The following is a 9,626-nucleotide window of genomic DNA, read 5'->3' as shown; positions in this document are numbered from 1 at the left end:
ACCGTTCCCGCCCCGCCCTCCCTGGCCGACGGCGGCCCGGCGATGTTCGCCTGGCTGCGCGAGATGCGCGACCACCACCCGGTCCACGAGGACCGGTACGGGGTGTTCCACGTCTACCGCCACGCCGACGTGCTGGCGGTCACCTCCGATCCCGCCGTCTTCTCCTCGGACCTCGGCCGGCTGCGGCCGGACTCCAGCGCACTGAGCGAGGAGATCCTCTCCGTCATCGACCCGCCGCTGCACCGCAGGCTGCGCAGCCTGGTCAGCCAGGCGTTCACCCCGCGCACCGTCGCCGAGCTGGAGCCGCGGGTGACCGAGCTCGCCGGGCAGCTGCTCGACGCGGTGCAGGGCGGGACCTTCGACGTGGTCGGCGACTTCGCCTACCCCCTGCCGGTGATCGTGATCGCCGAGCTGCTCGGCGTGCCGCCGCAGGACCGGGAGCTGTTCCGCAGCTGGTCGGACCGGATGCTGTCGATGCAGGTCGACGACGCGGTGGAGATGCAGTTCGGCGACGAGGCCGGCGACGACTACGAGCGGCTGGTCAAGCAGCCGCTGAAGGAGATGCACGCCTACCTCCGGCGGCACGTGGAGGAGCGCCGCCGCGCCCCGCAGGACGACCTGCTGACCCGGCTGGCCGCCGCCGAACTGGACGGGGAGCGGCTGACGGACCGGCAGATCGTCGAGTTCGGGGCGCTGCTGCTGATGGCCGGCCACGTCTCCACCTCGATGCTGCTCGGCAACACGGTGCTGTGCCTGGAGGAGAACCCGCAGGTCGCGGCCGAGCTGCGGAACGATCCCGCACTGATCCCCGCGGTGGTGGAGGAGGTGCTCCGGATGCGCCCGCCGATCACCGTGGCGGCCCGGGTGACCACCCGCGAGGTCACCGTCGGCGGGGTGGTGATCCCCGCGGACCGGATGGTGATGGCCTCCCTGCTGTCGGCCAACCACGACGAGCGGCACGTCCCGGACCCGGAGCGCTTCGACCACCGCCGCAGCCCCAACCCGCAGCTGGCCTTCGGCCACGGCATCCACTACTGCCTCGGCGGGCCGCTCGCCCGGCTGGAGGGCCGGATCGCGCTGGAGGCGCTGCTCGCCCGGTTCGCCGACATCCGGATCACACCCGGTGCGGAGTACGACTTCCACCGCGAGGGGCTGTTCGGCGCCCGTTCGCTCCCGCTGACCGTGCGTCGCGGCTGAACGGCCGTGGCCGCCCTCCCGCCCGACGGGCCGTCCGAGGTGGACGACGCACTGCTGTGCTCGCCCTGGCACGTCCTGGCGCAGGTCTACCGGGCCCGTCCCACCGGGCGGGTCCGCGGCCGGCGCGAACGGCCGCAGCCGGTCCGCGACCGGGCCGACCGCGGCGAGACCGCCGACCGCACGCCCCGGCGGCACCGGCAGTCCTGACCCGCCGACCGTTCCAGGGCTCGTGACCCCACCAGGACGCGTGCTCCGTACGCCGCGGTCCGGCTCCCCACCAGGGAGCTGGACCGGGTGCGAAGGCCCGTATCCCCACCCGGGATGCGGGCCTTCGCCGTTCGCGAAAAACAAAAACAGACCGACTGGTCTTCTACTAGCAAACCGTATAGTCTGTTTTTAATTGCGGGGGCGGCGCCGGTGCCGTTCCGTGCCCATCCGGGGCAGCGACCAGGGGAGACGCCGTGGACATCGATGTGCTGGGATCGCTCGACGTACGGGAATCCGGGGTGTCCATCGCCCCGACGGCCCCCAAGCCGCGGCACCTGCTCGCGGTCCTCGCCCTGCACGCCGACCGGACGGTGCCGGTGGCGCTGCTGATCGAGGAACTCTGGGACGGCAGCCCGCCGCGCTCCGCCCGCAACACCCTGCAGACCTACGTCCTGCAACTGCGGGAACTGATCGCACAGGCCCTGCGGCGGGCCGGTGACCCGTACGACGCCAAGCGGGTGCTGGCCACCGTGCCCGGCGGCTACCACCTCGACACCAGAGGGGGAGTCAGCGACGCCCACGAGTTCGAGCGGCGCGCGGCCGACGGCTACCGGGCGATGGCCCAGGAGGACTTCCCCGGCGCCGCCCGCCGGCTGCACGACGCACTGGGCCTGTGGAAGGGCTCCGCGTTCGCCGACGTCCGGGCCGGCTCCCTGCTCGACATGGAGATCCGCCGCCTCGAGGAGGCCCGGCTGTGCGCCCTCGACCAGCGGATCGAGGCCGAACTGCGGCTCGGCCGGCACCGTGAACTGCTCGGCGAACTCACCGTGCTGGCCGGACGCTACCGGATGCACGAGTCGCTGCACCGCCAGCTCATGATCGCGCTGCACCACTCCGGCCGCCGCGGCGACGCCCTCGCCGTCTACCAGCGGCTGCGCATGACGCTGGTACGCGAACTGGGCCTGGAGCCCTCGCCCGGGCTGCGCCGGCTCCAGCAGTCGATCCTGGCGGCCGGCCCCGAACGGGAGGCCCCGCAGCAGTCCTGGGGGCGACTCGCCCACGCGGGCTGAGCGGCACCGGACACCGACGAACGGGAGGGGAGAGACATGCAGGAGAGGTCGGTGACCACCCGCCGCAGACTGGTGACGGCCGCGGCCGAGCTGTTCGACCGCAACGGCTACGCCAACGCGACACTGGCCCAGATCACCGGCGCGGCCCGGGTCACCAAGGGGGCGCTGTACTTCCACTTCGGCTCCAAGAGCGAACTGGCCGATGCCGTCCGGGAGTACGGCCGCACCCTGCTCGCCGACTCGGTCGATGCGCTCGCCGCGCGCAACAACGGCTCACCGTTGCAGACCCTGATCGACTCCACCCACTGGCTCGCCCGCAGCCTGCGCGAGGACCCGGGCCTGCGTGCCAACTTCCGCCTGAGCCGCGAGCTGTACGGCCGCGAGAGCGGGCACGCCGACTTCTTCCAGGTATGGCTGACCACCTCCTGGGCGCTGCTCGACCAGGCCCGCGCCGCCGGGGAACTCGCCGACGACGCCGGGCGCACCGGCCCGCAGACCCTGCTGGCCGCGGCGGTGGCCGGGATCGAGGTGCTGGCGGCCACCCCCATGGCGGACGACGAACTCGCCGCCCGGGTCAGCGCGCTGTGGACGCTCGCGCTGCCCGCGCTGGTGACGCCCGCGACCCGGGCCGCCCTCCGGACGGCTCCCCCCTGAGCGGGGGGCCGCACCCCCGCGCTGGTCCTTTCGGGGGAGGCCGCGGCGGCGGCTCCCCCTTTCGGCGGAGCGGGCCGCCGCCCGCCCGCCCGGACCGGTCCGAAAGGACCAGCCGGAATTACCTCAGCACGAGCGATGGTCCCTTATCCGTGGCGCCGCCAGAATTCCTTTGTACCCAAGCCGGGTTGGAATCCTGAAGACCGTGGAGACATGCCGTGCCCGACGCTGCTCCGGTTGCGAAGACGAAGAAGGCCAAGAATTCCCAGGACGTGCCCGCGCAGGCAGGCGGATCCCGGACCGGAATTCCCCGGGAACGCCGCCGGGCGTTCCTGGAGCAGATGATGCTGTCCCGGGAGTGCGACCGGCGTTCCGGGATCGTCCTGCGCCAGGGCCAGGCCTGGTTCCACATCTCCTCGGCCGGCCACGAGGCCCTCGCCGCCGTGTGCGAGCTGCTGGAACCCCGGGACCTGATCTTCCCGCACTACCGTGACCGGACCCTGATGCTGGCCCGCGGCATGGACGCCGAAGGACAGGCCAGGGACCTGATGGCGAAAGCCGGATCGCATTCCGCGGGCCGCAACATGAGTTCCCACTTCAGCCACCGGCCGGGAAATGTCTTCTCGCTCGCCAGCCCCACCGGGAGCCAGTGCCTCCCCGCCGCCGGCGCCGCCTGGGCATCCGATCTGCGGAACGAGGGAAAGGTCGTCGTCTGCTCCATCGGTGACGCCTCGACCCGGCAGGGCGAATTCTTCGAGGCGCTCGCCTTCGCCGTGGAACGCAGTCTCCCGGTCCTGTTCCTGGTCTCCGACAACCGCTACGGCATCAGCACCCCGACCGAGGCACTCTCCCCGCAGCGCCTCGGCCTGCTGCCGGAGGCCGTCACCACGGTGGTCGACGGCTCCGACCCGGACGCCGTGCACGCCGCCGCCGCCGAGGTGCTGCCCGGCATCCGGGGCGGCCGGGGCCCGGCCGTGCTCTGGTGCCGGCTGGACCGGCTCGACTCCCACACCTCCTCCGACGACCAGCGCCTCTACCGCTCCGCGGCCGAACTCGCCGCCATGGCCGACCCGGTGGACCTGTTCACCCGCCGCCTGGAGGCCGAGGGCACGGTCGCCGCGGGCTGGGCCGACCAGGTCCGGGCCCGGCTCGCCGACGAGGTCGAGCAGATCTTCGACCGCGTCGCCGCCGAGCCGACCGGCGACCGCACGGCCGTCCTGGACCACCTGTTCGCCGGACCCGCCGAGCAGCCCGCCGCCCCGGCCGACACCCGCCCGAGCGGCGGCACGATGGTCGAGGCGGTGAACCGGGCGCTGCGCACCGGACTGCACGACCACCCCGAACTGGTCCTGTTCGGCGAGGACATCGAGGACCCCAAGGGCGGCGTCTTCGGCTTCACCAAGGGCCTCGGCGAGCTCGCCGGACCGCGGATGACCAACTCGCCGCTGGCCGAGGCGACCATCGTCGGCGCCGCCGTCGGCCTCGCCGCGGTCGGCATGCGCCCGGTGGTCGAGCTCCAGTTCGTCGACTTCGCCGGCCCGGCCTGGAACCAGATCGCGTCCCAGCTGACCACCCTGCGCTGGCGGACCGCCTCCAGCTGGCGCTGCCCGGTCGTCATCTACGCACCCTGGGGCGGCTACCTGCCCGGCGGCGGCATCTGGCACAGCCAGAGCAACGAGAGCCTGTTCACCCACCTGCCGGGACTGCGCGTGGTGGTGCCCTCCACCCCGGAGGACACCGAAGCGGTCTTCCTGGAGTCCTTCGAAGCCCCCGACCCCACGCTGATCCTGCTGCCCAAACACCTGATGCGGCGCCCGTACCCGCCCCAGCCCGCCCCGGCGCCCGCCCGCGGCGCCCGGCTGCTGCGCGGCGGCACCGACGTGACCGTCGCCACCTGGGGCAACGGGACCGAACTCGCCCTCGAGGCGGCCGGCCGGCTGGCCGCCGAGGGCACCGAGGCGGAGGTGATCGACCTGCGCTGGCTGACCCCGCTCGACCGCGAGGCGGTCGCCGCCTCGGTCCGGCGCACCGGCCGGCTGGTCGTCGTCCAGGAGGACAACCGCACCAGCAGCTTCGGCGCCAGCGTCCTCGCCGAACTCCTTGCCGGTGACGACGAGTTCTACTCCCTCCTGGCGCCGCCCCGGCTGGTCGCCCGGCCCGATGTCCACATTCCCTTCCACCCCGACCTGGAGAGCGCCGTGCTGCCCGCGGCGGACGACGTGGTCGCGGCCGTCCGATCGGTGCTGGCATGAGCGAGAAGAAGACCCCGACCACCACGCTGACCGTCCCGCGCCTGGGGGAGGGGATCGTCGAGGTCCTGATCCTGCGCCTGCTGAAGCAGCCCGGCGACCTGGTGGCCAAGGACGAGCTGCTGTACGAGATGGAGCACGACAAGGCCGCCGTCGAGATCGAGTCGCCGGTGGCCGGCCGGCTGCGGACCTGGCTGGTCGAGGAGGGTGCCCGGCTGCCGATCGGCGGAGCCGTCGCCGAGATCGAACCGGTCACCGCCGAGGGCGGGCCCCAGGCCCCCGCGCCGGACGGCCCGGCCACCGAGTCCGGACCGGCCCAGGGCGCGTCCGCCGCCGGACTGCCCGGCACCATCCCACCCGGCACCGTCCGCATCCCGCCGAGGACCCGGGCGCACGCCCGCCGGCTCGGCCTGGACGAGGCGGTCCTGCCCACCGTCCCCGCCCGGGGCCGCAGCCTGCTGCCGGCCGACCTGGAACGGTTCGTCGCGGACGGCCGCACCGGCGAACCGACCCCCGCCGTCCCTGTCCCCGCCGCTCCTGTCCCTGCTGCCGCGGAGCCGGTGACCGCCGCCGACTACACCGACGTGCCGGTCAGCCCCCGCCAGCGGGAGCTCAACCGGGCGCTGCGGGCGGGCGCCGGGGACGTGGTGCCCGCCGTGGTCGCCACCGAGGTCCCCGAGCGGGTCCTGGCGGACGCGCTGCGCGCCCACACCCGGACCCACGGCGCCGGGTTCACCACCGCCTTCCAGGTCTTCGCACGGCTGGCGGCCCGGGCCGCGGCAGGTTTCCCCGCACTGCGCACCCGCCGCCTCCCCGACGACCGCCTGCGGATCTTCGACCACGTCGACCTGGGCATCGCCTGCGCCACCGACGACGGCGACCTGGCGGTCGGGGTGGTGCGGCGGGCCGACCGGCTGGACGGCGCCCGGTTCGGCGAGCGGTACACCGACGCCGTCGAACGGGCGCTGAACGGCGAGTCCCAGGCCGACGGCCGGGTGACGCTGATGCTCTCCCACCTCGGCGACGGCGGCGCGACCTTCGCCGTCCCGGTGGTCGTCCCGCCCGCCGCCGCCACACTCTTCCTCGGCGCGCCGTCCGACGGCGGGGCGAAGCCGGTCCGACGCCTGGTCCTGGCCTTCGACCACACCGTGTTCAACGGGCAGGAGGCCGCCCGGTACCTGGAGGCCGTACGGGACGAGCTGGCCCGGGCCGGGGCTCCCGACGACGACCGGCAGCCCACCGCGCACCGCGGCGGCGCGGGCGGCGACCAAGCTTCGCGCGGCACCCTGGAGCGGCTGGTCGAGCTGGCCACCGAGGTGGCCGGCGAGCCGGTGGACCCCGATCGCCCACTCGGCGAGCAGGGCTTCGACTCGACCAAGGCACTGCGCCTGGTCCGGGACACCGGCCGGGCGTTCGGCACCACGCTGCCCGCCACCGCCATCTGGCGGTACCCGACCCTGCGGGCCCTGGCCGGCCGGCTGCCCGCGGCCGCGCCGGACCTGGACCTGCCCGCGGAGGAGCAGGTCCAGGAGGCCGAGGAGCCCCGGGCCGGGGAGGCCGGGCCGGGGCCGTCCGACGACGACATCGCCGTGATCGGGATGGCCTGCAAGGTCCCGGGCGCCGACGACGTGGACGGCTTCTGGACCCTGCTGGCCGACAACGGCTGCCGGATCGCTCCGGTGCCCGCCGACCGGTTCGCCGGGTCCGTACCCGAGGGGCTGCGGGCCGGTCTGCTGGACCGGATCGACCTGTTCGACGCCCCGTTCTTCGCCGTGACCCCGCGTCAGGCCGCCGCCATGGACCCGCAGCAGCGCACCCTGCTCGAACTGAGCTGGCAGGCGCTGGAGCACGCCGCCCTCAACCCCGACGACCTGGCCGGCACCCCGGTCGGCGTGTTCGCCGCCGCCTGCAGCTACGACTACCGCGAGCAGCTGGTGGAGAACGGCGCGGCGGACGGCTACGCCACCGTGGGCACCTTCCCGGCCTTCCTCGCCAACCGCATCTCGCACACCTACGACTTCACCGGGCCGAGCATCACCGTCGACACCGCCTGCTCCGGCGCCCTGACCGCGCTGTCGCTCGCCGAGGCCGCGATCCGCGCCGGGGACTGCGAGATCGCCCTGGCGGGCGCCGCCAACCTGCTGAGCAACGGCTTCAACCACCGGGCCTTCCAGCGGGCCGGCATGCTCTCCCCGAACGGCACCAGCCTGGTGTTCGACCGTGCGGCCGACGGGTTCGTCCGCGGCGAGGGCGCCGGCTGGGTGGTGCTCAAGCGGCTCGGCCGGGCCGTCGCGGACGGCGATCCCGTCCTCGCCGTGCTGCGCGCCACCGCGGTCAACCACGGCGGCCGCGCCACCGCCCTCACCGCACCCAACCCGCGCGCCCAGAGCGCCCTGATCCGCACCGCGCTGGACCGTGCCGGGCTGCGCGCCGGTGACCTGGGCTTCCTGGAGGCCCACGGCACCGGCACCCCGCTCGGCGACCCGATCGAACTGGACGCCGTCCGCGAGGTCCTGGAGGGCGACCCGCAGGGCCCGCCCAGCGCCGCGGCCGGCCCCCGGGGACGGCTGTGGGTGGGCTCCGCCAAGGCCAACATCGGGCATCTGGAAGGCGCATCGGGCCTGGCCGGGCTGGTCAAGGCCGTGCAGGTGCTGCGCCACGGCGTCATCCCCGGCACCCCGAACTTCGGCGAGCTGAACCCGCACATCGACCTCGCCGGCACCCCGCTCACCGTCGCCGACCGCGCGGTCGACTGGCCGCGCCCGCCCGGCGCCGCGCCCCGTCGCGCCGCCGTCAGCGCGTTCGGCTTCGGCGGGAGCAACGCCCACGCCGTCCTGGAGGAGGCACCGGCGCTCGGCGGTGCCACCGCGGGAGCGCCCGCCGGGCCGCTCGCCGTCCCGCTGTCCGCCGCCACCGCCGGGTCGCTGGCCCGGCTGGCCGGTGACCTGGCCGACCGTGTCACCCGGGAGCCGGCCGACCTGCGGCAGATCGCCTGGTCGCTGCAGAGCGGCCGCCGGGCGCTGGCCGAACGGGCCCTGCTCGTCGTCCGCGACGTCACCACGCTGGCCGCGGCCGCCCGCGCACTCGCCGCCGGGGAACCCCACCCGGCGACGGCCACCGCACCGCACCCCGCCGCGCTGGACCTGCTGGACGAACCGGCCCGCCGGCCCCTGCTGGCCTGGCTGTCCGGCGCCGCCGCGGACTGGGCCGCGCTGTGGACCGACGGCACGCCGCCCCGGCGGATCCCGCTGGTGCCCTACCCGTTCGACCGGAAGCAGTACTGGCTGCGCGGGGAGCGGCGGACGGACCCGCAGAACCCCGCCCCCGCGGCGCCGGCGGGGGGACCGGAGGTGACCGAGCTGCCCGCCGGGCACCCGCTGGCCCAGCACACGGTGGGCGGCCGCGCGGTCGCCCCCGGCGCCCTGCTGATCGACGCGCTGGCCGGTGGCGGGCCGGTCGCCCTGCGCGGCGTACGGTTCCTGCGCCCGGTCCCGTTCGAGGACGGGGTGCGGCTGGAGCGGACCGCCGACGACGGCCACGGCCGCACGGTGCTCACCCTCGCCCACGACGGGCACGTCCACGCCAGGGCCGCCGCCGACCCGGACAGCCCCGACTGCCTGGTGCCCGACCGCCGGGCGCTGGCCGACGCCGTCCCGGTCGACCTGCCCGCGATCCTGCGCCGCAACGGCATCGAGGTCGGCCCCGCCTACGCCGCCGTCGGCGACCTGCGACGCTCGGGCGACTGGGCGGTCGGCCGGATGACGCCGCCGCCCGGCGACGCACCCACCCGCCGGGTCGGCTGGCTGGACGCCGCCTTGCAGGCCGCCTGCGCGCTGACCGAACCGGGGCGCCCCCGGATGGCCGCCGCCGTCGGCCGGATCGCCTGGACCGGCGAGGTGCCGGACCACGCCGAACTGGTGCTGCACCTCGTCGAGGACAGCCCCGCCCAGACCCTGGTCGACCTGCACGCCATCGCCGACGGGCGGGTCGTCCTGCGGGTCGGCGGCCTGCGGCTGGTCGCGCTCCCCGCCGACGGCCGTCCGGCCGGGGCCACCCGGTCCGAGGACGGGCCGCTGCGCCTGCTGGCGCCGGTCTGGGCGGAGGAGCCGGCCGCCGTCGACGCGGTGGCGGCCGGGCGCACCGCCGTCGTCCTGCTGCACGACCGGCACTCCGCGGGCCTCGCCGCCCACCTGGCCGCCGACGGCCCCGACGGCCCGGCAGGCGGGCCGGTCACCCCGGTACCCGTGGGTGC

General features: G+C 75.3%; 6 protein-coding genes. All 6 read left to right on the top strand.

The features are described from left to right. A partial coding sequence (locus tag AA75_RS37390; protein WP_233289359.1) for a cytochrome P450 occupies positions 1-1,197 on the top strand: 1,197 nt, incomplete at its 5' end. 6 nt (positions 1,198-1,203) lie between these two features. Next, complete coding sequence (locus tag AA75_RS37385) at positions 1,204-1,404, top strand: hypothetical protein (RefSeq protein WP_033824878.1); 201 nt, start codon at positions 1,204-1,206, stop codon at positions 1,402-1,404. A 254-nt stretch (positions 1,405-1,658) separates the two neighbouring features. Then, positions 1,659-2,474 (top strand): AfsR/SARP family transcriptional regulator, encoded by an 816-nt coding sequence (locus tag AA75_RS37380; RefSeq protein WP_033824877.1) that lies wholly within the window; start codon positions 1,659-1,661, stop codon positions 2,472-2,474. Between the two features lie 51 nt (positions 2,475-2,525). After that, positions 2,526-3,128 (top strand): ScbR family autoregulator-binding transcription factor, encoded by a 603-nt coding sequence (locus AA75_RS37375; protein WP_158515631.1) that lies wholly within the window; start codon positions 2,526-2,528, stop codon positions 3,126-3,128. Positions 3,129-3,343: 215 nt separating this feature from the next. Then, entirely contained in the window at positions 3,344-5,377 is a 2,034-nt protein-coding gene (locus tag AA75_RS37370; RefSeq protein WP_233289358.1) for a thiamine pyrophosphate-dependent enzyme, read from the top strand. Then, positions 5,374-9,626 (top strand): beta-ketoacyl synthase N-terminal-like domain-containing protein (locus tag AA75_RS37365; RefSeq protein WP_051814095.1); only part of this gene is annotated, 4,253 nt, incomplete at its 3' end. The genes AA75_RS37370 and AA75_RS37365, both read left to right, overlap by 4 nt.

Origin of the sequence: Kitasatospora sp. MBT63 (assembly GCF_000710465.2) — a bacterium.
Classification (GTDB): Bacteria; Actinomycetota; Actinomycetes; order Streptomycetales; family Streptomycetaceae; genus Kitasatospora.
This window is presented reverse-complemented; position numbering and strand designations above follow the sequence as displayed.